The sequence below is a fragment of the Bradyrhizobium sp. 33ap4 genome, assembly GCF_032654765.1.
Lineage (GTDB): Bacteria > Pseudomonadota > Alphaproteobacteria > Rhizobiales > Xanthobacteraceae > Bradyrhizobium > Bradyrhizobium australafricanum.
In genome coordinates, this window is the sequence record NZ_JAUMTJ010000002.1 from 88198 (window position 1) to 109456 (window position 21259).

18 protein-coding genes are annotated in these 21259 nt (G+C 64.6%); 10 read left to right on the forward strand and 8 right to left on the reverse strand.

The annotated features are described in order from the left end of the window. Positions 1 to 41: 41 nt before the first annotated feature. Genes Q2M23_RS02030 through Q2M23_RS02040 form a run of 3 tightly spaced genes read right to left on the reverse strand, consistent with a single transcriptional unit; the run spans position 42 to position 2534 of the window. The gene (locus tag Q2M23_RS02030; protein ID WP_316393956.1) at positions 42 to 1046 is read right to left on the reverse strand and encodes an NrtA/SsuA/CpmA family ABC transporter substrate-binding protein; all 1005 of its coding nucleotides are present in this window, start codon (positions 1044 to 1046) and stop codon (positions 42 to 44) included. Positions 1047 to 1056: 10 nt separating this feature from the next. Further along, positions 1057 to 1782, reverse strand: coding sequence for an ABC transporter ATP-binding protein (locus Q2M23_RS02035; RefSeq protein WP_316393958.1), 726 nt, complete (start codon positions 1780 to 1782; stop codon positions 1057 to 1059). Further along, on the reverse strand, positions 1779 to 2534 hold the full coding sequence (locus Q2M23_RS02040; protein ID WP_316394121.1) for an ABC transporter permease subunit: 756 nt from the start codon (positions 2532 to 2534) through the stop codon (positions 1779 to 1781). Before Q2M23_RS02040 ends, Q2M23_RS02035 begins: the two co-directional genes overlap by 4 nt. A 419-nt stretch (positions 2535 to 2953) precedes the next feature. On the opposite strand from Q2M23_RS02040, the gene Q2M23_RS02045 reads away from it, so the two are divergent. Continuing rightward, the gene (locus Q2M23_RS02045; protein WP_076826953.1) at positions 2954 to 4045 is read left to right on the forward strand and encodes an LLM class flavin-dependent oxidoreductase; all 1092 of its coding nucleotides are present in this window, start codon (positions 2954 to 2956) and stop codon (positions 4043 to 4045) included. A gap of 5 nt (positions 4046 to 4050) precedes the next feature. Here the strand turns inward: Q2M23_RS02045 and Q2M23_RS02050 are convergent, their stop codons facing one another. Beyond that, the gene (locus Q2M23_RS02050; protein ID WP_316393960.1) at positions 4051 to 5391 is read right to left on the reverse strand and encodes an LLM class flavin-dependent oxidoreductase; all 1341 of its coding nucleotides are present in this window, start codon (positions 5389 to 5391) and stop codon (positions 4051 to 4053) included. Between the two features lie 313 nt (positions 5392 to 5704). Between Q2M23_RS02050 and Q2M23_RS02055 the strand changes: the two genes are divergently transcribed. From Q2M23_RS02055 to Q2M23_RS02070, 4 genes are read left to right on the forward strand one after another with little or no spacing between them, the layout of a single operon-like run. Next, positions 5705 to 7333, forward strand: a complete 1629-nt coding sequence (locus Q2M23_RS02055) for an FAD-binding protein (RefSeq protein ID WP_316393962.1) — start codon at positions 5705 to 5707, stop codon at positions 7331 to 7333. After that, positions 7330 to 7650: a ferredoxin family protein gene (locus Q2M23_RS02060; RefSeq protein WP_016840109.1), complete on the forward strand. Its 321-nt coding sequence runs from the start codon at positions 7330 to 7332 to the stop codon at positions 7648 to 7650. The genes Q2M23_RS02055 and Q2M23_RS02060 overlap by 4 nt, the downstream gene beginning before the upstream one ends. Before the next feature lie 50 nt (positions 7651 to 7700). Beyond that, a complete protein-coding gene (locus Q2M23_RS02065) occupies positions 7701 to 8825 on the forward strand; it encodes a methionine ABC transporter ATP-binding protein (RefSeq protein WP_316393966.1) in 1125 nt (374 codons plus the stop codon). Continuing rightward, on the forward strand, positions 8815 to 9480 hold the full coding sequence (locus Q2M23_RS02070; protein ID WP_316393968.1) for a methionine ABC transporter permease: 666 nt from the start codon (positions 8815 to 8817) through the stop codon (positions 9478 to 9480). Before Q2M23_RS02065 ends, Q2M23_RS02070 begins: the two co-directional genes overlap by 11 nt. A gap of 13 nt (positions 9481 to 9493) precedes the next feature. On the opposite strand, the gene Q2M23_RS02075 is transcribed toward Q2M23_RS02070, so the two are convergent. Continuing rightward, positions 9494 to 10444 (reverse strand): aliphatic sulfonate ABC transporter substrate-binding protein, encoded by a 951-nt coding sequence (locus tag Q2M23_RS02075; RefSeq protein ID WP_199805249.1) that lies wholly within the window; start codon positions 10442 to 10444, stop codon positions 9494 to 9496. Positions 10445 to 10816: 372 nt separating this feature from the next. On the opposite strand from Q2M23_RS02075, the gene Q2M23_RS02080 reads away from it, so the two are divergent. Both Q2M23_RS02080 and Q2M23_RS02085 read left to right on the forward strand, forming a co-directional pair. Beyond that, complete coding sequence (locus Q2M23_RS02080) at positions 10817 to 11611, forward strand: MetQ/NlpA family ABC transporter substrate-binding protein (protein ID WP_057017483.1); 795 nt, start codon at positions 10817 to 10819, stop codon at positions 11609 to 11611. 28 nt (positions 11612 to 11639) lie between these two features. Beyond that, positions 11640 to 12416: a MetQ/NlpA family ABC transporter substrate-binding protein gene (locus tag Q2M23_RS02085; RefSeq protein WP_253590577.1), complete on the forward strand. Its 777-nt coding sequence runs from the start codon at positions 11640 to 11642 to the stop codon at positions 12414 to 12416. 41 nt (positions 12417 to 12457) lie between these two features. Here the strand turns inward: Q2M23_RS02085 and Q2M23_RS02090 are convergent, their stop codons facing one another. Then, the gene (locus Q2M23_RS02090; protein ID WP_316393972.1) at positions 12458 to 13858 is read right to left on the reverse strand and encodes an LLM class flavin-dependent oxidoreductase; all 1401 of its coding nucleotides are present in this window, start codon (positions 13856 to 13858) and stop codon (positions 12458 to 12460) included. A 417-nt stretch (positions 13859 to 14275) separates the two neighbouring features. Between Q2M23_RS02090 and Q2M23_RS02095 the strand changes: the two genes are divergently transcribed. Beyond that, positions 14276 to 15601: an O-acetylhomoserine aminocarboxypropyltransferase/cysteine synthase family protein gene (locus Q2M23_RS02095; RefSeq protein WP_141340384.1), complete on the forward strand. Its 1326-nt coding sequence runs from the start codon at positions 14276 to 14278 to the stop codon at positions 15599 to 15601. Positions 15602 to 15634: 33 nt separating this feature from the next. After that, a complete protein-coding gene (locus Q2M23_RS02100; protein WP_141340385.1) occupies positions 15635 to 16432 on the forward strand; it encodes a MetQ/NlpA family ABC transporter substrate-binding protein in 798 nt (265 codons plus the stop codon). Between the two features lie 94 nt (positions 16433 to 16526). Here the strand turns inward: Q2M23_RS02100 and Q2M23_RS02105 are convergent, their stop codons facing one another. Next, positions 16527 to 17915, reverse strand: coding sequence for an FAD/NAD(P)-binding protein (locus Q2M23_RS02105; protein WP_316393975.1), 1389 nt, complete (start codon positions 17913 to 17915; stop codon positions 16527 to 16529). Between the two features lie 582 nt (positions 17916 to 18497). Between Q2M23_RS02105 and Q2M23_RS02110 the strand changes: the two genes are divergently transcribed. Further along, positions 18498 to 19157, forward strand: a complete 660-nt coding sequence (locus tag Q2M23_RS02110) for a TetR/AcrR family transcriptional regulator (protein ID WP_168855358.1) — start codon at positions 18498 to 18500, stop codon at positions 19155 to 19157. A gap of 8 nt (positions 19158 to 19165) precedes the next feature. Here Q2M23_RS02110 and paaZ read toward each other — a convergent pair whose 3' ends face one another. Further along, entirely contained in the window at positions 19166 to 21193 is a 2028-nt protein-coding gene (gene paaZ / locus Q2M23_RS02115) for a phenylacetic acid degradation bifunctional protein PaaZ (protein ID WP_316394124.1), read from the reverse strand. Positions 21194 to 21259: the final 66 nt, after the last annotated feature.

Genomic DNA, 21259 nt, shown 5'->3' on the forward strand with positions numbered 1-21259 from the left:
GGTATCACCCAAATGGCGTTGATTGATATGACTGCTACTGATCAGAGCTGGGCCAGGTGGTCGGTGACTTTGATCGGCTCCGGGAGCACCTTGCGCGCGACCAGCCAGTCGGCGGCCCTTTGCAGCTCGGCGAGGAAGTTTTCGTCGTTGGCGGCGAAGTAGCGATACTGCCGGTTCAGCGCGATGAACTGGTCGCGGACCTGGACGCTGTACTTGCCGGCCTTCTGCGCGATGTATTCGGCATCCTTGCTGTTCGCGGAGATCCACTTGCCTTCGGCGCGGAAGGCGTCGTTGACGGCCCGGACCAGCGCAGGATTGTCGGTCGCAAATTTTCGGGTGGTCAGGTAGGACGTGTAGTCGATCTGGAACTCGAGATCGCGACCTTCCAGGAAGATGTCGTGCGCCTTGTATTCGAGCCGCGCGATATCGACGCCCGGGCTCCACATCGACCAGGCGTCGACCTTCCCGGAGGCCAGCGCCGGCGCTGCGTCCGGCGGGTTGAGATAGACGAACGTCACCTTGGAGCGGTCGACCTTGTGCTTCTCGAGCGCGGCAACCAGCAGGAATTCGCCGAGACCCGAACGGTTCACCGCCACCGACTTGCCGACGAGATCCTCGACCTTGTTTATGCCAGAGTCATCCCGCGCGATGATCGCCGTGGTGCGCGGCTCGTAGACCACGAATTGGGTGAATACCAGCGGCGAGCCGGCGATGATCGCGGCGAGTGCCGGCGTCGTGCTGCCGCCGAAGCTGAAATCGGCGCTACCGCCGGTCACAGCCTGCAGCGTCGGCGCATGATTGGGGAACGGCCCGAGCCACTCGACCTTGATGCCGTCCCTGGCCAGCAGCTTCTCGAACTCGCCGCGCTCCTTGGCGATCAGATTGAGGCCGCTCAAACCCCAGGTCAGACGCACCGTGTCGGTGACGCGGCCGGTCGCCGCATGCGCCGGCTCGGACAGGTCAAAGCCGGCAAGCGCGCCGATGCCGAAGGCGGCGCCGCCAAGGAAGCTGCGACGGGTGGGGTTGGTGAACCGGGGGATAGACATTGAGTGGTCCTCAGGCAGGAATGGAGTGAGAGGTGTCGACGCCGAGCTCCGCCAGCAGGTCGGTGCGGGCGATCGGCGCTGCGCCGTTACGTTTCATGGGATGCTCGAACGCGATCCGGCCCTCGCGCATCACCAGGATGCGGTCGGCGAGCGCGATCGCCTCGTCGACGTCGTGGGTGACCAGGAGCACGCCGGGGCGATGGACGGCGACCAGCTCGCGCACCAGATCGTGCATGCGAATGCGAGTCAGCGCATCGAGCGCTGCGAACGGCTCGTCGAGCAAGAGCAACTCGGGTTCCTGCACCAGCGCGCGCGCCAGCGCCACGCGCTGCGCCTGTCCGCCCGAGAGGTTGCGCGGCCAGTCATCGAGACGGCCGCCGAGTCCGACCTCGGTGAGCGCGGTGGCGGCGCGCTGACGGGCGTCGCTCGCATTGAGGCCGAGCGAGACGTTGCGCCACAGACTGTCCCACGGCAGCAGTCGGTGCTCCTGGAAAACGACGGCCGGCCGCCGCGGTGCCGTGATGCGCCCGCCGTCGATCGCATCGAGGCCGGCCAGCGCCCGCAGCAGCGTGGTCTTGCCGCAGCCGCTTTCGCCGAGCAGGACGACGAACTCGCCGCGCTCGATGCGCAGGTTGAGGTTCTCGATCACCACGCGGCTGCCATAGGCGCGATGCAGTCCGGTCACCACGACGGCCGGCGCAATCGCGGCCGGTGAGGGCACGGCGTGCAGCGTCATCGCGCGCTTCCATAGTTCGGATGCCAGGCCAATAGCCGCCGCTCCAGGGCGCGCGCGATGCCGTCGGCGGCGACGCCGATCAGCGCATAGATCACGATCGTCAGCACGATCACGTCGGTGCGCAGGAACTCGCGCGCATCCATGGCGAGAAAGCCGATGCCGGACTGGGCGCCGATGGTCTCCGCGACCACCAGCGCCAGCCACGCGGTCGCCAGCGCATAGCGCACACCGGTCAGGATCGATGGCAGGGCGCCGGGCAGGATGACGCGCCGGATCAGCTCGAGTGTCCCGAGGCCCTGGACGCGGCCGAGCTCGAGCAACTTCGGGTCGACCTGCCGGATGCCCAGCGTGGTGTTGATGTAGATCGGGAAGGCGACGCCGAGCGCGACCAGGAAGATCTTCTGGGCTTCGCCGACGCCGAGCCAGACGATCACCAGCGGTAGCGCGGCGAGAAACGGGATCGCGCGGATCATCTGGATGCTGCGGTCGATGGCAGCCTCCGCGATCCGCGAGAAGCCCACGAGGATGCCGAGCGCGAATCCGACGCTGCCGCCGATCGCAAAACCGGCCGTTGCGCGCAGCAGGCTGACGCCGAGATCGTTCAGCAGGCTTCCGGACGTCGCCAGCTTGAATGCCGTCCGGACGACCTTGCTCGGTGCCGGCAGCACCTGCGGCGAGAGCCAGCCGGCCTGCGCCAGCAATTCCCAGACGATCAGAAGCATGACCGGGGCGAGCCACGACAGCAGCAGCATGCCGCGCCGGCCGATCTCTACTCGTGGCTTCCGGGACGGCGATGCCGTTTGAACGCTGCGCGGCGTTGAATCAAACGCGATCGATGACGCAGCCTGTTCGAGGTTGCTCAAGTCTGTTCTGTCCTCGTCTAACCTTGCGCGCGAGCATCATTGATCGCGCGCGGCATGGTTCGCCGTTCTCTCGATGAACGGCGCGTCGCCGCACGAAAGAAGGCGTTGTTCATGTCGCGCAAACTGTCCCACGAATTTTCTCGAACAGAAATAGAGCCGTATTCCAATTGTCGCTGCGTCCGGAGTTTTCTGGTTTATCGGCGCGCGCGGCGCGGCAAGGAAAATCTTTTGATGCGCAGCTGCTTGATCTGTCGCCGTGCTTCTTTGAAAACACGCCGACGTAACGTCAGGGAAATCGGAGAGACGGCATGTCGACACGACCGCTTCGCTTTGGCATCTGGGCGCTGGTCCATGGTTCGCGCGCGGCCTATCAAGATCCGGAGGAGCCGTATGACGCATCGTGGGAGCGCAATCGCGACCTCGTGCTTGCCGCCGAGACACTGGGCTACGATTCCACGCTGATCGCGCAGCACACCATCAATCCGCATCGGGAGGATTTCGATCAGCTCGAGGCCTGGAGCGCGGCGGCGGCCGTTGCGGCATTGACCAGCCGGATCGAGATCATCGCGGCCATCAAGCCCTATCTCTATCATCCGGTGGTTCTCGCCAAGCTCGCGCTCGGGATCGAGAACATCAGCCGCGGACGCTTCGCGATCAACCTGGTCAATGCCTGGAACCGGCCCGAACTCGACAAGGCCGGCATCGGCTTTGCCGAGCACGATGCCCGTTACGCCTATGGCCGCGAGTGGATCACGATTGTCTCGCGCCTGATGCAGGGCGAGCGGTTGACCTACAAGGGCGAGCATTTCGACGTCCGCGATTATCTGTTGCGGCCGACGAGCCTCTACCGACCGCGACCATTGATCTATGTCGGCGGCGAATCCGAGCCGGCGCGCGCTTTGGTCGCCGACCACGGCGACGTCTGGTTCATCAATGGTCAGCCGCTAGAGGATGTCGCGGGCCTCATTGCCGACGTGGCGGCGCGGCCGCGGACGTCGGTGCCGCTTCGCTTCGGGCTGTCCGCCTTCGTCATCGCGCGCCAGACGCAGGCCGAGGCCCAGGCCGCCTATGAGCGGCTGCTTGAGCTGTCGCGGAAGGACGCCTCGATAAAGGTGATCCAGCGACAGAACACCGACCCGAAGGTCGTGATGATGCAGACCATGCAGAAGTCGGAGCGGATCGGCAGCAACGGCGGCACCGCTGCCGGGCTGGTCGGCAGCTATGATGACGTGGCCGCCCGAGTCGGGGCGTTCCATGCCGCAGGCATCGAGTTGTTCATGCTGCAGTTCCAGCCTTTCGAGGCCGAGATGGAGCGCTTTGCGAAGGAGATCATCCCGCGCGTCCGCGCAGCGTCATCTGCTGCGAATGACACCCCACCACTGCTGGCGAGCTCGCGGTAACTGCGTCACGCGGTTGCGGCGGCTTCCGTCTGACGCGCAAAGCGGCTGATCGACCGAGGCAGGCCAAAATGCTCACGCAAGGTGGTGCCGGCGTAATCGGTTCGGAACAGACCGCGGCGCTGCAGGATCGGCACCACGTTGTCGACGAAGACCTCGAGCCCGGTCGGCAGCACGTCCGGCATCAGATTGAATCCGTCGGCCGCGCCGGCCTTGAACCAGGCCTCGATGTCGTTGGCGATCTGCTCGGGCGTGCCGACGATGATGCGGTGTCCGACCCCGCCGCCGAGCGCGCGCAACAACTGCCGGACGGTGAGGTCACCGCGGCGCGCAAGGTTCACCGTGCCCTGGAACATGGTGTGGTTGGCGTTGGCCGGCAGCGGCAGCGGATCGGGTAGTGGCTTGTCGAGCTCAAGGATCGCAGGATCGACCTGCAATGTGCCCGCGAGACGCGCCAGGCTGTACTCGATCGGAACCAGCTCCCACAGCTCATCCTGCCGCCGTCTCGCCTCGGTTTCGGTGCTGCCGATCACTGTGGCAAGGCCCGGCAGGATGACGATGGAGTCGCCGGCGCGGCCGTAGGTCGCGGCGCGGGCGCGCAGATCGCGCGCATAGGCGACGCCTTCCTCGATCGTCTGCGCCAGCGTGAACACAGCTTCGGCCTGCGCGGCAGCGAGATCACGGCCGTCGTGCGAGCCACCGGCCTGCACGGTGACCGGGCGGCCCTGCGGCGAACGCGGCACGTTAAGCGGACCGGCCACGGCGTAATGGGCGCCGCGATGCGCGATCGGATGAACCTTCGACGTATCGACAAATCGCGCCGAGGACTTGTCGCCGACAAAGGCGTCGTCCTCCCAACTGTCCCACAGCGCATGGACGACCTCGGCGAACTCCTTGGCGCGCTCGTAGCGGGCCTTGTGCTCCAGCACGTTGCTGAGGCCAAAATTGCGGCTGGCCGACGCGTCGGCAGTGGTCACCGCATTCCAGCCGGCGCGGCCGCCGCTCGCGAGATCCAGGGTCGCGAAGCGGCGCGCGATGTTGTACGGCTCGTTGTAGGTGGTCGAGGCGGTCGCGATCAGCCCGATATGGCTGGTCGCCGCGGCCACCGATGCCAGCACGATCGTCGGTTCCATCGACATGAAGGAGCGGTAGTCGATGCGGTCGGTGATCGCCGGTGTGTCGGCAAGGAAGATCGCATCGAGCTTGCCGCGCTCGGCGATCTCAGCCACGCGCACATAATGGCCGACGTCGAAGCAGGCGCGAGGATCGCTTTCGGGCAGCCGCCACGCCGACGCATAGACGCCGGAGTGCAGCAGATTGACATTGAGATGAAGCTGACGATCGGACATGGCTGCCCCGCATTGAGGTGAGACGACTCACGAGGTATCGCCTGTCAGGCCACATGAAAACGAACGGCCGGCGCGTGCATGCAAAAAGAAATTTCCGTCTCCGCTGCGCGATCTGCGAACAAATCCGGTGTCGATCTTCTGCGATGAGCGGAACATCCCCTCCGCCGCCGCATGAATATTCTGCCACGTGCCGCGGCAGGGGAAGCTTCGTCCAAGTCTGCGCAAATATCTGAAATTGCCAGGGCAGCCTGCGCGCGTAACGATGCTGTTGCGGCGCGTTGCAAGCAATCGGTGCCTCCCGGAGAACTGAACCATGACAGTCCACGAGCGACGCGCCGAACAGCGAACCGCGCCAGGCGGTTCGGTCGAATTCGACGCCGACGTGCTGGTGATCGGCGGCGGACCGGCAGGCACGTGGGCTGCGGTGAGCGCAGCCGAGTGCGGCGCACGCGTCGTGCTCGCCGACAAGGGATTTTGCGGCACGTCGGGTGCCACCGCGGCTGCCGGCACCGGCGTCTGGTATGTCGATCCCAATCCGGCGCTGCGCAAGGCCGCAATGGCCAATCGCGAAAAGATGGGCGGGCACCTGCAGGATCGCCGCTGGATGGCGCGCGTGCTCGACCAGACCTACGAGGACAGCAATCGTCTGGCCGCCTGGGGTTACCCTTACCCGGTCGACGACAGCGGCACATCGCAGCGCAACTCGCTGCAGGGGCCGGAATACATGCGCCTGATGCGCAAGCGCACCAAGCAGGCCGGCGTCACCATTCTCGATCACAGTCCGGCGCTCGAACTGCTGGTGGATGACGACGGCTCGGTTGCGGGAGCCAGCGGCGTGCGCCGCCAGAAGCACGATCGCTGGATCGTGCGCGCCAAGGCTGTCGTCATGGCGACCGGCGGCTGCGCGTTCCTGAGCAAGACGCTGGGATCGAATGTGCTGACCGGAGACGGCTATCTGATGGCCGCGGAGGTCGGGGCCGAATTCAGCAGCATGGAATTCTCGAATCCCTATGCGATCTCGCCGGCGTTCGGCTCCGTGACCAAGACGCTGTTTTATGGCTGGGCGACCTTCAGCTACGAGGACGGCAGCGTCGTTCCCGGTGCGGCATCCAAGGGCGGGCGATCGGCGATTGCGCGCGCGCTGCTTCAGGGACCGGTCTATGCCCGCCTCGACAAGGCCGACGACGACGTGCAGCGTCACATGCGCGCATCGCAGCCGAATTTCTTCCTGCCGTTCGATCGCACCGGCATCGATCCCTTCAGGGAGCGTTTCCCCGTCACCTTGCGGCTCGAAGGCACCGTGCGCGGCACCGGCGGCCTTCGCATTGTCGACGGTAGCTGCGCCACCAGCGTGCCGGGACTCTATGCCGCCGGTGATGCAGCGACGCGCGAATTGATCTGCGGCGGCTTCACCGGCGGCGGCAGCCACAATGCCGCCTGGGCGATGTCATCGGGGACCTGGGCCGGATGGGGCGCTGCCGGCTATGCAAGGCAGCTGGGCCCGGCACGTCAACGACGACTGGCGTCCGCCGGTACCGTCGCGTTCCGAAGCAAGGCGGGTCGCGCGTTTGAGCCCGCCACGCTGACAAAGGCGGTCCAAGACGAGGTCTATCCGTTTGAGCTGAACTACTTCCGGCATGCCTCGCGTCTCGAAGGCGCCCTCGAGCGGCTGGATGCGGCGTGGGTCAATGCATCATCGGCCGATGCGGCGAGCAAGGACGATCTGCTGCGCGCCCGCGAGAGCGCGGCCATGCTGGCGACGTCGCGCTGGATGTACCGCAGCGCGCTGGCGCGGAACGAAAGCCGCGGCATGCATCGCCGCGACGACTATCCCGATCAAGACGACCGCCAACGCCATTACGTGACGAGCGGCGGTTTGGACGAGGTCTGGACCACGGTGCGGCCGCATGCCGAGGCCAGCTATGCAGAGGCCGCGGAATGATCGAGGTGATCGACGCCGAGCGCTGCACGTCCTGCGACATCTGCGTGAATGTCTGCCCCACCAATGTCTTCGACAAGACGGAGGGGATTCCGGTGATCGCCCGTCAGGGCGATTGCCAGACCTGTTTCCTCTGCGAACTGTATTGTCCCGAGGACGCGCTTTACGTGTCGCCTTATGCGGAGGAGCCTCGCCCGACCGACGTGGTCGCGTTGCGGCAGACTGCCGCGTTGGGCAGCTACCGCCGCGCGGTCGGCTGGACCGACGAGACGCGCGATCTCCGCGGCATCGACCGCAGCTATCTGCTCTTTGGTCATTGAGCCCGGGCTGCGCCCGGCGACCGAAGCCATTTCCCAATTGGACCGACTGAATGAATGTACATCAATCCCTGACGACGGCGCAGCCTGTTGCACCGCTGCCGCCCATTCCGCTCGCATCAGGCGCGAGCGATGCCATGATCCGCTTCGAGGCCGTCTCGAAGGTCTATCCGGCCTATCGCGACAAGCCGAGCGTCCATGCCTTGCAGGCGATCGACTTCGCGATCCCGCGCGGCTCGATCACCGGCGTGATCGGCCGCTCCGGCGCCGGCAAATCGAGCCTCGTCCGCCTCATCAACGGGCTTGAGAAGCCGTCGAGCGGCCGCGTCGTCGTCGATAACAGCGAGATCTCGGCGCTTGCCGGTCGCGAGCTGCGCCTGGCGCAGCGCTCGATCGGCATGATCTTCCAGCATTTCAACTTGCTGTCGTCGCGGACGGCGGCGGACAATATCGCCTTGCCGCTCGAGATCGCCGGCTGGTCCACGGCCGACATCGCCGTCCGTGTAGCCGAGCTGCTCGAGCTCGTCGGCATTGCCGACAAATACGATCGTTATCCCTCGGAATTGTCCGGCGGCCAGAAGCAGCGCATCGGCATCGCCCGCGCGCTGGCGACTCGGCCGAATGTGCTGCTGTCCGACGAGGCGACGTCGGCGCTCGATCCGCAGACCACGCGCGCGATTCTGGAGCTGCTGGCCAACATCAATCGTGAACTCGGGGTGACGATCGTGTTGATCACCCACGAGATGTCGGTGGTCCGCCAACTCGCCAAGGAAGTCGCGGTGATCGACGGCGGCCAGGTCGTCGAACGCGGCCATGTCGCGGAAATCTTCACGCATCCCCAGCATCCGGTCACGCAGGCGTTCCTTTCCGAGGTGATCGGGGACAGTGTTCCGGTCTCGCTGGCGAGCCGCCTTTCGCCACAGCCGGTTGCCGGCGGGCAGACGGTCCTTCGCGTGCAGGTGCGCGGTACTGAAGCCGGCGACACCGTCGTGGCGCGGCTTTCGCGCGAACTGTCCCATGACGTGGCGCTGCTATCGGCCCGCATCGATGAGATCGGCGGCCAGCACGTGGGCTCGCTAATCCTTGGCATTCCCGGCGGTGAAGCCACGGCCAGGCAGGCCCTGGCTTATCTTTCTCAGCATGACATTCTGGTGGAGCGTCTCGGCTATGTCGCGTGAACTCATCAACCTGATCGTTCAGGCCACGGGCGAGAGCCTTTTCATGGTCTCGGTGGCTGCGCTGCTTGCGACCGCGCTGGGCCTTCCGCTCGGCGTCTTCCTGGCGACCAGCCGGAAAGGGGAGCTGTTCGCCGCGCCGCCAGCCAATGGCGTGCTCGGCGTCATCGTCAATGCGGCCCGCTCGACGCCGTTCATCATCCTGGTGGTTGCGATCATTCCTTTCACGCGGCTGATTGCCGGCACCTCGATCGGATCGGGCGCGGCAATCGTGCCGCTCACCATCGCGGCAACGCCGTTCATTGCCCGTCTGGTCGAGGCGGCGATCCGCGAGGTCGATGCCGGTCTGATCGAGACGGCGTCCTCGTTCGGTGCAAGCCCGTTGCAGATCGTGTTCAAGGTCTTGATCCCGGAGGCGTTGCCGGGCCTGGTGCTGGCCTTGACACTCGCGGTGGTCAGCCTGCTCGGCTACTCCGCAATGGTCGGGGCCGTCGGAGGCGGCGGCCTCGGCGACCTCGGCATTCGCTATGGCTATCAGCGCTTCATGCCCGAAATGATGCTGGCGGTCGTCGTCGTTTTGATCGCGCTGGTTCAGACCGTGCAGACCGCCGGCGACTATCTGGCGCGCCGCGTCAACCGCCGCCTACGTCATCGCTAAAGGCGCGGTGGCGTCACGATCCCTTCGGTGCCCAGATCTTGACGTCGCCGGTATCGACCTTGCGTGGCAGCAGACCTTCCGCCGTGAAGGTATCGGCGATCTTCTGCTGCTCGGAAAGGCCGGCCGCGGTGACCACGCCGACCTTGTAGGAGCGATGGCTGTTGGCCTCCTCCACCGTGGCGGCGTCGATGCCCCACAGGCCGGCGAGCAGCGCCGCGGCCTCGTTCGGATTGGCTTTGATCCAGGTGCCGGTTTCCACCAACCTGGCAAAGATGACATTCAGTGCATCGGCCCGCTTTTCGGCGATCGCGGCAGAGGCAAGATAGTAACGCTTGTAGTTGGCGAGCCCGCCGCTGCCGTCGGTCAGGATGCGCGCGCTGGACTGGCGTTGCGCGCTGCTGAGGAACGGATCCCAGGCGACCCAGGCGTCGACATTGCCGCTGACGAATGCCGCGCGGCCATCGGCCGGCGTCAGATAGGCCGGCGTGATGTCCTTGAAGGACAGTCCGGCCTTGGCAAGTACCGCTAGCAGCAGGAAGTGGCTGCCCGCGCCCTTGGTGACCGCGACCTTCTTGCCCTTGAGATCGGCCGGCGCTTTGATTGCGGAATCCTTGGGCACCAGGATCGCCTGCGCCGATGGAGAAGCGGCTTCCTCGGCGACGTAAGCGAGCTTGGCGCCGGCGGCCTGGGCGAAGATCGGCACGGTGTCGGCGACGTCGGCTCCGAAATCGATGCTGCCGACATTGATGGCCTCGAGCAGCGGCAGGCCGCTGGTGAACTCGTGCCACGACACGGTGATGCCGAGCGGCGCCAACGCCTTCTCCAGCGCGCCGTTGGTCTTCAGGATAGCGGTCAGCGTCGACGATTTCTGGTAGCCGATCCGGATTTCCTCGGCGGCCGCAGGCCGAACGAGCGAGGTCATCGCAAGCAGCCCGATGGCGGCGACAGCAAGACGGCGCGACATCGCAGCCGCCGATGATGCGGCCTGCGCTTGCGGGATGGGGCGGGCAAAGATGGGCATGGCAAGTTGTCCTTAGCCGGTTCGATCTGTTGCCATTTGTGTGCAATCGGTGCGCCGGAGGCAATCGCGGAGAAGCCGTCCGAACGAGTGCAATTTTCTCTGCAAGCGAAGTCAGCGAGAAAAGTATTTTTGGCCTACGCGTTGCCGCCGGCATCGGCAGATAAGTCGCTCGCTGCGCCAAGATGCCCGGCCGGCTCCATTCTCTTTTCATCGCGGCCACAGCAGCGGCGACTCGTCATCGGGAAAAATTTGGATTCTCATTTCATTGATTTCGTCCCCGGCGCGAGCGATGAGCTTGATAGCGAGTTCAGTTCCATGGAGACCAAGATGTTGCTTCGATCCATTTTCGCTCTTGCAGGCGCTGTTGCGATCTGGTCGACCGCCGCCGCGGCAGAAACGATCAAGATCGGCGTGACGCCCGGGCCGCATGCACAAATCCTTGAGGCCGTGAAACCGATCGCGGCGAAGAGCGGGCTCGAGCTTCAGCTTATCGAGTTCTCCGACTATGTCGTTCCGAACGCGGCGCTCGACGCCGGCGACATCCAGGCCAACTCGTTTCAGAACCAGCCTTATCTGGACAACCAGAAAGCCGATCGCGGCTACAAGATCGAGCAGGTGGGGCTGACGGTCAATTTTCCGATCGGCGTCTATTCGCGCAAGCACAAGAACTGGGCCGACGTTCCTGACGGAGCCAAGGTCTCAATTCCCAATGATCCGACCAATGGCGGCCGGGCGCTGCTTCTGCTGCGCGACAAGGGCGCAATCAAGCTGAAGAGCGACGTCGGCTTCAAGCCGACCGTTATCGACATCGCCGACAATCCCAAAAACCTGAAATTCGTCGAGGTCGACGCAGCCCAGGCGCCCCGGGCGCTCGACGATGTCGATGCGGCGGTCATCAACACCAACTATGCGACACAGGCCGGTCTCGATCCGGTCAAGGATCCGATCCTGCGCGAGGATCCGAAAGGGCCATACGTCAATCTGATTGCGGTTCGCTCCGCCGACAAGGACAAGCCGTGGGTCAAGATCCTGGTCGACAGCTACCACACGCCCGAGATCAAGGAATTCGTCCAGACCAAGTTCAAGGGCGCGGTGCTGCCCGGCTGGTAGTTGCCGCTCCAATTGCTGAGGGATGATGATGCGTATTCTGATGACGGCGGTTGCCGCGGTAACGCTCCTGGTCGGCACCGCGAGGGCCGAGACGGTCCGCGTTGGCGTCACGGCCGGACCACACGCCGAGATCCTCGAAGTCGTCAAGAAGGTGGCTGCGGGCCATGGGTTCGACATCAGGGTGGTCGAATTCACGGACTACGTGATCCCGAACCAGGCGCTCGCGCTCGGGGATCTCGCGGCCAATTCGTTCCAGCACGAGCCTTATTTGAAGAACCAGATATCGAAGACCGGCTGGAAGATCGTCAAGGTCGCCAACACGATTGCGTCGCCGCAGGGTGTCTACTCGTTGAAATACAAGAAGCTGGCCGATCTTCCGGATGGCGGGCGGGTGGCGATCGCCAACGATCCTTCCAATGGCGCGCGCGGCCTGATGATCCTTGCGCTGCACGGCGTGATCAAGCTCAGGGACCCCAACAACGTCGCGTCGACCATTGCCGACATCACTGACAATCCGAAGCATCTGCGCTTCGTCGAGCTTGATGCCGCGCAGTTGCCGCGTTCCCTGCAAGATGTCGATCTGGTCTCGATCAACAACAATTATGCGGTTCAGGCCGGGCTCAATCCCGCCGCCGATGCAATTGCCCGCGAGGCGGCCGATGGCCCGTGGGTCAACATCGTTGCCGTGCGCGAGGCGGACAAGGACAAGCCCTGGGTCAAGCAGCTGATCGATGCCTACCATTCCGAGGAGGTCAAGGCATTCCTCGAGAAACGCTTCAAGGGCACCTACATCGCAACCTGGTGACGGGAGTTGATCGCCCATCGCCAGGAGGTTTCCAGGCCGATCTATTCGGCGGCTTCGGTGCGCGCTGCCGTCGAGGCGCGGCGGAAGCCGACGCCGGGATGCGTGGCGTCAAGATAGGGTCCGCGTCCGGGGAACAGCTTCTCGCGGAGCGTGCCTTCGCGATAGGCTGTCTTGTAGACTCCGCGTGACTGCAATTCCGGCACGACGAGGTCGACGAATGACGTCAGTGATTCCGGCGCGACGAGGCGGAACAGGTTGAAGCCGTCGACGTCGGTTTCGTCGGCCCAGGCGATCAGCTCATCGGCCACGTCCTGGGGTGAGCCGACCACGAATGGCGAGCGTGCGCCGATCCGGCTCAGCGTCGCGAGATCACCGACCTTGACCGGCCGCTCGCTCCGCAACGTGAAATTCTCGACCATCGACTGGATCGCGTTGCTCTCGACATATTGTACCGCCTGATCGGGACGATAGTTCGAGAAGTCGATGCCGGTCCAGCCCGAGAGCAGAGCCAGCTGGCCGGCTTGATCGACATACCCTGCGTACTCCTCGAGCAGATCGTTGGCCTCCGCGCGCGTCGGGGCAACGATCACGGTCGCGCCGGCGAACAGGCGGATATCATAGAGATCTCGTCCGAACGCCTTGGCCGCTTCCCTGATCTCGCGTACGGCACGGGCCAGAATGGGCCTGGTCTGGCCGTTGAGGAAGATCGCCTCCGCGTGCCTCGCCGCGAAGGCGCGGCCGCGCTTCGAGGTTCCCGCCTGATACAGCAACGGTGTGCGTTGTGGCGAGGGTTCGGCGAGGTGGATGCCGTCGACCTGGTAATGAAGTCCCTGGTGCCGCACATTGTGGATCCTTGCCGGATCCGTGAACACGCGCGCTGTCCGGTCACGGCGAACGGCGCCGTCCTCCCAGCTGCCTTCCCATAGCTTATAGCTCGCAATGAGAAACTCCTCGGCCGCCTCGTAGCGTTCATCATGCGCGCGGTTGGCCTCAAGGCCCATTCCGCGGGCGCCGCTGTCGAGATAGCCGGTGACGATGTTCCAGCCGATCCGCCCGCGAGTGAGATGATCGAGCGTCGAGAAGCGGCGGGCGAACTGGTAGGGATGCTCGTAGGTGAGGTTGGATGTGATGCCGAAGCCGAGATGCTTCGTTGCGTAAGCCATGGCGGAGACGAGCAGGGTCGGCTCGGCGTTCGGCAATTGAACGGCGTGACGCAGCGCAGTGTCAGGACTGCTGCCGTAGACGTCATAGATACCAAAGACGTCGGCGAGGAAGATGCCGTCGAGCAGGCCGCGTTCGGCGGTTCTGGCGTAGTCGACCCAATGGTCGAGCGAGTTGTAGTTGAGTGAAGTGTCGCGCGGATGCGACCAGAGACCGGCCCAGTTGTGGCTCGGCGCCATCATGTTGAACGCGTTGAAGCGAAGTTCCTTTGGTCTGGTCATTGCGCAATTTCGCTAATTGAGGACTGAGAGGTGATTTATCACGTCAGCTGCGCGGTTTTATTTTCTATATGGAAAGGCAGGATCAAAATCGTGCTTTGTCTTCGATCCGGCGCAGCAGAGATTCGTTTGTTCGACGTCGTCGTGCTGTTCGAAATGACGGTATGCACGACATTGCGTACTGATTTGCAGGCGCGATCGGCAGATGACTCATCAGCTCCACTGAGCCGTTCAAACCGGCGGAGCAGTGAAACAAATGTTACGCGACAGGCGCCGCGGCTGAAAAATTAGCGACGCCATCAGACGCGCCGCCAGCACGCTCATCGCTATTTTCTCCGATGTCTCGACAGTCGCGGACGCTGCTGCGCATCATTCTTTGCCTTTTGATGCTGGGTCCACGGATTTCAGGAGAATTTCGAGATGCCGATCGAAACCAAGAATGTCGAGACGCTCGCCTTGCATGGCGGATCGTACCGGTCTGACCCGGCGACCGGCGCCGTCGCCGTTCCGATCTACCAAACGACGTCCTTTCAATTCGAGAATACCGATCACGCATCGCGGCTGTTCGCCCTGGAGGCGATCGGACAGATCTACACCAGGATCAAGAATCCGACGGCTGACGCGTTCGAGGAGCGCCTGGCCGCGCTGGAAGGCGGCGTTGGCGCGCTGGCCGTGGCGTCGGGCCAGTCGGCGACGGCCTACGCGATCTTCAACATCGCGCAAGCCGGCGACAATATCGTCTCATCGACCGATCTGTACGGCGGCACCTGGACGCTGCTGTCGCAGACGCTGAAGCAGTTCGGCATCGAGGTTCGCTTCGTCGATCCGGCCGATCCGGAAAACTTCCGCCGGGCGACCGATGCGAAGACCCGGGCCTATTTCGCCGAGACGCTGCCGAACCCCAAGCTCAACGTCTTCCCGATCAGGGAAGTCGCGGATATCGGCCGTTCGCTCGGCGTGCCGCTGATTCTCGACAACACCGCCGTCCCGCTCATTGCGCGCCCGTTCGAGCACGGCGCAGCGATCGTCGTCTATTCCGCGACAAAGTATATCGGCGGCCACGGCACGTCGATTGGCGGAGCGATCATCGACGGCGGCAATTTCGACTGGGCGGCGCACGCCGAGCGCTTCCCGCTGCTGACGCAGCCGGACGATGCCTATCACGGCGCGATCTGGACCGAGGCAGCCAAGCCGCTGGGTCCGATTGCCTACATCCTGCGCGCGCGCGTGAAGCTGCTGCGCGATCTCGGTGCCGCGGTCGCTCCCCAGAACGCATTTCAGTTCATCCAGGGACTTGAGACCTTGCCCCTGCGGCTGCGTCAGCACAACGAGAACGCGATCAAGGTCGCGAATTTCCTGGCACGACATCCCGCCGTTTCGCACGTGATCTTCCCCGGACTGCAGAGCGGGGAGGACCGGCGCCGCGCCGATCTCTATCTGAAGGGCGGCTATGGCGGGCTGGTCGGCTTCGAGCTGAAGGGGGGCGTCGAGACCGGCCGTCGTTTCATCGATGCGCTGAAACTGTTCTATCACGTCGCCAATATCGGCGATGCGCGCTCGCTGGCGATCCACCCGGCGTCGACCACCCATCAGCAGCTGAGCGCCGCGGAACAGCTCGCGGCAGGCGTGACGCCCGGCTACATCAGGCTTTCGGTCGGCATCGAACATCCCGACGACATCCTCGCCGACCTCACCCAGGCATTGGCCGAGGCTGAGGCGGGAAGCAGCGGCCGCAAGGCGGCCTGATCGATTCCTGAAGACGGAGTTGAAACCGAGACCATGAAGACATTGTTGCGCCTGGCGCAGGCGGCTGGCGTGCTGCTTGCCATGACTGCGGCCGCCGTTGCGGACGAACCTCTCAAGATCGCGACCAGCGCCGGCCCGGTCGGTCAGCTGGCTGGCTTTGCCGCCAAGCTCGCCAGGGATAAGGGGCAGGACGTCAAGATCGTCGAGCTGTCGGACTGGGTCGCGTTGAACGAGGCGGTGAACAGCGGCGACGTCGACGCCAACCTGTTCCAGCACGCCACCTATCTCGCGATCCAGAACAAGCAGCGCGGCTTCGACCTGGTCCAGGTCGACAAGGTCGGCGTGATCGCGCCCGTCGGGCTGTTCTCGAAGAAGATCAAGTCGCTCGAGGAGATCAAGTCCGGCGACAGCGTTGCGATCCCGAACGAGCCGCTCAACGGCGCGCGTGGCTTGATCCTGCTCGAACGCGCCGGACTGATCAAGCTGGCGCCGGGCAAGGGTTTTTCGGTCAATCGGTTTGATATCATCGAAAATCCCAAGAACCTGAAGATCGTCGAGCTCGATCCGGCGCAGACCTACCGGTCGCTCGATGACGTCACGCTTGCGCTCGTCAACATCACCTATCTGATACCGGCCGGCGGTGATCCAAAATCGGCGCTGGTGATCGACCGCACGGTCGATGACGGTCTCGTGCTGCGCTTTACCGCGCGGCCGGACAAGAAGGACGATCCGCGCCTGAAGGCCTTCATCCAGGTCTTCAATTCACCCGAGGTCAAGCACTTCATCGAGGAGAAGCTGCCGGCGTTCATTCCGGCCGGCTTCGGCAGCTAGAGCTTTCCCGAGCGAAGTGGACGCCGGTTCGCGGCAGGAAAGCGCGTCAAAACTGGAATCTGGAGCTCCGTTCCGATTCCATCGGAACGGGGTTCTAGACGCGCGCGAGGGATGCGAGTCGCCGCCTCTCGTCGGAGTGAACCAGCAGAGCGGCAAGCTCGGCGCATTGGTTGCGGATGTCGGGAACTGCGCTGATTTCCCAGAACGCGGCGCGCGTGAGCGGGCCGACGGCATACAGGCGGCGCGATGGGACGCCGTCGTGACCGATGATCGCGCAATTGCGATCGGTTTCGATGCCGATGCGGAGCGGATCGACGCGCGCCAGGCCAAGCTCGAGCAGGCTGCGCACCGCGGGATTGGCGGTTGCGCGCGGATCCTTGACAATGCCGGTGCAGTCGACGATGGCGCCGACATGCATGCGACGGAGCCTGCTCTCGCCGCGCCGCCGGTAACTGACGATCGCGCCTGTCCGGTCAGGCTCGGCCGAGATCAGCTTTGCGGCCATCGGGGTGAGCCGGCCTCCATAGATCGCTTCAGTGATCCGGACCTCCACTTGCGGCGCCATCCGATGCCGATGCACGTCCCACCAGGCGCGTGCGTGCTCGAGGAACCGGCGCTTGGACGAAAGCGGGAGCTCTCGCCACAGTCGCTGGGTATGGGGGCGAAGCCCATCGATCACGCTGCGCCAATCGCCGCCCGCTGCGATGTGCCGGTCGATGCGGCCGCGAAGCCAGCGAAGCAGGCTGCCGATTCCGGAGCCGAAGGGGACGTCCGCCTCCTCGATGTGCACGGCGTCGACCCGGCGGTGCGGTTTCGCGAGAAGGCCTCGGCGCGACATCGCAACGATCGGCCCGCGATGTCCGTCGCGCAGCAACGACAGCACGTAATCGACCATCGTCAGGCCCGTGCCGAGGATCAGGACGGTCGCGTCGTCGGCGATCGCAGCGGCAGACGGTGCTGCCCAGGGATCGGCATGTCCCGGACTGTTCGCGCGTGGATCGTGTCCGGTTGCGAGAACGACGATGTCGCCGATCAGCTGCCGGCCGTCGTCGAGGCTGGCGGTGACGTCGCCTCGCCGTTCGCGGATCGCGATGCATCTGCCGTGCACGATCGACAGGCGTTGGATGTTGGCCTGATCGGACGCCTGTTGCTCGAGCAGACTGGCAATGTAGTCACCAAAGATGCGCCGCGGCACGAAGCAATAGGGATCAGGGCAGAGCGGCGCGTCCGCCCCGCGCGAGATCAGCCAGTGCCAGAAATGGTCCGGCTGGTCGGGCAGCGCACTCATATTCGCGACCCGTACATTGAGCAGATGATCCGGATTGCCGGTATGATAGGCGATGCCGCGCCCGATGTCGGGACGCTGCTCGATCAGGCTGACACGGACATCGTCCGTCGGTTGACGCAGTAGCTGGTGCGCCAGCAGGACGCCGCTTGCGCCGCCGCCGACGATGATGACGTGACGCGCTCGAGGAGCTGTCATGCTATCGCTCTGTGCGTGATCCTGCCGCACGACATGTGCGGCGTGGGCAGACTGACGTCGGCGTGGCGATGGATCACATCTGCTGCGGTCTCGACTGGGCATGCGTCGCGCCAACGAGCGGTCAGCCGTGAGGACCAAACAGAAAGAGTTCGTGCATGTCCTTGCCGTCGGGGTTGGCGGCGCGGGCCAGCCGCCGCTGCCATCTCTTCAGCCGGCGGGCCGCGCGACGAAGGACGTGGAGCCAAGAGGATGTCCGCACCCAGAGCCTCCTTCGCATTCCGAGCCGTTCGATGAACGATAACACGCTCCTGTTCGGGACGCGCGCGAAACTCGGCGGCGCCGCGAACTTTGCAATCAGACGCGCATGGCGAGGCGATTTGCAGCAGAGAGATGCTCTCGCGACGCGGCGCCAGGAAAATTCATTCCGGGCAATGTTGCCCGATCGCCGGGCTTATGGAATTGTCCGACCGGATGGTCAATAAATAGCGGTTCGGAGGCGGGGCTGTGGTCCCGGAACCTTGCGACTATTGACTGACATCTCTGGACGATGGCCGAACGGCCGCCTGGTGAAACGGACAAGACATGGCCCGATCGCGCGCCAAGGACTATGACGACAAGCGCCTCTCGATGCTGCATCGCTCGGCCGAGCTGTTTGCCGCATCGGGATATGTCGGCACGTCGATGAACACCATCGCCGATGCCTGCGGGGTTTCGAAGGCGCTGCTCTATCACTATTATCCCGACAAGGAAGCGATCCTGTTCGATATCCTGTCGTCGCACCTCGCGAAGCTGGTGGCGGCGGTCCGCAAGGCGAGCGCACAGGCCGGCGATCCGGTCGCGCGCTTCAGGACGATCGTTGCGACCCTGCTCGAGCTCTACCGGCATGCCGACGCCGAACATCAGGTCCAGATCTCAAGTCTCAAGCTGTTGCCGAAGGACAAGCAGCAGCCGCTGCTCGCAAGCGAGCGGATCCTGGTCGGGATCATGTCGGACGCACTCGCCGCCGCCGTGCCGGCGGCGAAGCACAAGCGCCTGCTCAAGCCGCTGACGATGAGCGTCTTCGGCATGCTGAACTGGCATTACATGTGGTTTCGCGAGGGCGGGCCGATGACCCGCGCCGAATATGCCGGTTTCGTCGCGCAGCTCGTGCTGGCCGGCGCCGACGATGCCGCGGCCGGCGCCACCCGGCCGCGCGGCAGGGCGAAATCGGCCGGCCGCGGCCGACAGGCCGAGTTGCTCTGACGCGCCTCTTAACCCCGCATCGCGTTCATGGTCAGCAGCTCGTAGGTCGCCGCGGTTTCGCCGGTGCCGGTCGTGATCTCGACGTCCCAGCGTACCTCGCCATATTGCTTGTTGCGCGGCATCTTCTCCTTCGCCGTCAGCCGCACCTGGATCTGTTCGCCGGGCTGGACGGGTTTGACGAAGCGCAGCGAGTCGAGGCCGTAATTCGCCAGCACCGGCCCGTAGTCGGGATCGACGAACAGGCCGGCCGCAAACGACAGCAGCAGATAGCCATGCGCGACGCGGCCCGGGAAGAAGGGATGCCCCTTGGTCGCTTCCTCGTCCATATGGGCGTAGAAGGTGTCGCCCGTGAAATGCGCGAAGTGCTCGATGTCGTCGAGCGTGACCTGCCGCGACTTCGAGACCAGCGTGCGGCCGATCTCGAGATCGTCATAGTGATAGCGGAACGGATGCAGGTCGCCTTCGAGCATCGGGCTGCCCTTGAACCAGCGGCCGGTGACGCCGCTCAGCATCGCCGGCGATCCCTGCAATGCGGTGCGCTGCATGTAGTGCTGGAGGCTGCGGACGCCGCCCAGTTCCTCGCCGCCGCCGGCCCGGCCGGGGCCGCCGTGAACCATCTGCGGCATCGGCGAACCGTGTCCGGTGTGCTCGCTCGCGCAGTCGCGGTCGATGATCGCGACGCGGCCGTGAAAACTGCCGATGCCAAATGTCAGTTCGGTCGCAGCCGGGATGTCGTGCGTGTAGATGGATGCGACGAGGCTCCCGCCGCCGCGATTGGTCAGCGCGATCGCTTGCTCCAGACCGTCGTAACCCATAACGGTGCTGACAGGGCCGAACGCCTCGATCGCGTGGACTGCGGATGCGGCGAGCGGCTTGGCGCAATGCAGCAGCAGCGGCGGAACGAAGGCGCCGCGCTTCGCATCGGCATCGAGCAGCGCGAAGTTGCCGGGATCGCCGGCCACCAGTTCGGCTTCGGCGCGAAGCTTCGCGACATGGGCAAGCACATCGCTGCGCTGGCCGAGCCCGACAAGCGGCCCCATCCTGACCTTGTCGTTTTCGGGATTGCCGATCGTGACCTTGGCCAGACGGTCGCGCAGCGCCGTGATCACGGCATCGAGCTGTGCCGACGGCACCAGCGCGCGACGGATCGCGGTGCATTTCTGGCCGGCCTTGACCGTCATCTCCTTCGCCACTTCCTTGACGAAGAGGTCGAACTCCGGACTTCCCGGCACGGCGTCCGGAGCGAGGATTGCGGCGTTCAGCGAATCCCGTTCGGCGATGAACCTGACCGCTTCGCGCGCGATGACCGGATGCCGCTGCAGTTTTTGCGACGTGTCGGCCGAGCCTGTGAAGGACACGACGTCCTGGCAGGTCAGATGGTCGAACAAGTCGCCGGTCGATCCGACGATGAATTGCAGCACGCCTTCGGGCAGCGCGCCGGATTCGGTGATGATCCGAACCAGCTCGTGGGCGACATAGGAGGTGACCGTCGCGGGCTTGGTCACGACGGGCACGCCGGCCAGCAGCGCCGGCGCCAGCTTCTCCAGCATGCCCCAGCACGGGAAGTTGAATGCGTTGATGTGCACTGCGACGCCGTGCAGCGGCGTCACGATATGCTGACCGGCGAATGCGCCAGCCTTGGAGAGCCCTTCGACCTTGCCATCGAGCAGGAATTTGCTGTTCGGGAGCTCGCGGCGGCCCTTGCCGGCATAGGCGAACAACGTGCCGATGCCGCCGTCGACGTCGATCATTGCGTCGGTGCGGGTTGCGCCTGCGTGGAATGACAGTTTGTAGAGCCGGTCCTTGTGCTGGGTCAGATAGTCGGCCAGCGCCTTCAGTAGGCCCGCGCGCTGATGGAACGTCAGCTTTCTGAGATGTTTGCCGCCGATCGCGCGGCCATAGGCGAGGATCTCGCGCATGTCGAGATCGCTCCTGGTGGTGACCGCCACCACATCGCCGGTGACGGCACTGTGAATCTCGGCTGCCGGTTCGCCCGGGCCGGACCATTTTCCGCGCACGAAGCTGTCGAGCTTCATGACGTTGCCCGCCGTCCGTGCACCACTGGATTGAGGCTGTGTCATCGCAATTGGACCTTCTGACTT